Genomic DNA, 501 nt, shown 5'->3' on the forward strand with positions numbered 1-501 from the left:
GGGAAAACTACTTTGGGAGAACGTTCTCCCGGGCGAAATACGCGGCCGCCCGCTTGAGAATCTCGTTCTCCACCTCAAGGCGACGCTTCTCCTTACGGAGCCCGGTCAATTCGCGTTTCTCGGCGCTACTCAGCCGTGAATCGGAGCCGCCGGTGTCGTCGGCGGCGGCCTGGGCCATCCAGCTCCGCAAACACGACTCCGATATCGACAGTTCCTTCGCGATCGCAGACACCGGCTTGTCGCCAGCACGAGCAAGGTCCACGGCGCGGCGCCGGAACTCGGGCGGGTGAGGTGCAGGCACGAACAACATCCTCCCTGGTGGACCGGGTCCACCTCAGGTGACGTGTCCGGCGTCAGGGGTCAAGCTCACACCACGCCTGCGCTGTCGATGCCGAGGGCAAGGTGGTGTTCTCCCGCAAGGTCAGCAACGACCAGGCCGCGATCGAAGCTCTGCTCGATCGGGCGTCCGCCGCGGCCGAGGACGTGCGGTGGGCGATCGAC

1 protein-coding gene and 1 pseudogene are annotated in these 501 nt (G+C 65.7%); one reads left to right on the top strand and one right to left on the bottom strand.

The window, feature by feature from the left end; translation table 11 throughout:
• Positions 1-7: 7 nt before the first annotated feature.
• On the bottom strand, positions 8-301 hold the full coding sequence (locus FVA95_RS29360; protein WP_161992396.1) for a transposase: 294 nt from the start codon (positions 299-301) through the stop codon (positions 8-10).
• Positions 302-369: 68 nt separating this feature from the next.
• Here FVA95_RS29360 and FVA95_RS29365 point away from each other — a divergent pair.
• Positions 370-501, top strand: a pseudogene (locus tag FVA95_RS29365) (transposase); the annotation flags it as partial.

It is taken from the genome of Pseudonocardia sp. EV170527-09 (genome assembly GCF_008369905.1).
In the GTDB taxonomy this organism is placed as follows: Bacteria; Actinomycetota; Actinomycetes; order Mycobacteriales; family Pseudonocardiaceae; genus Pseudonocardia.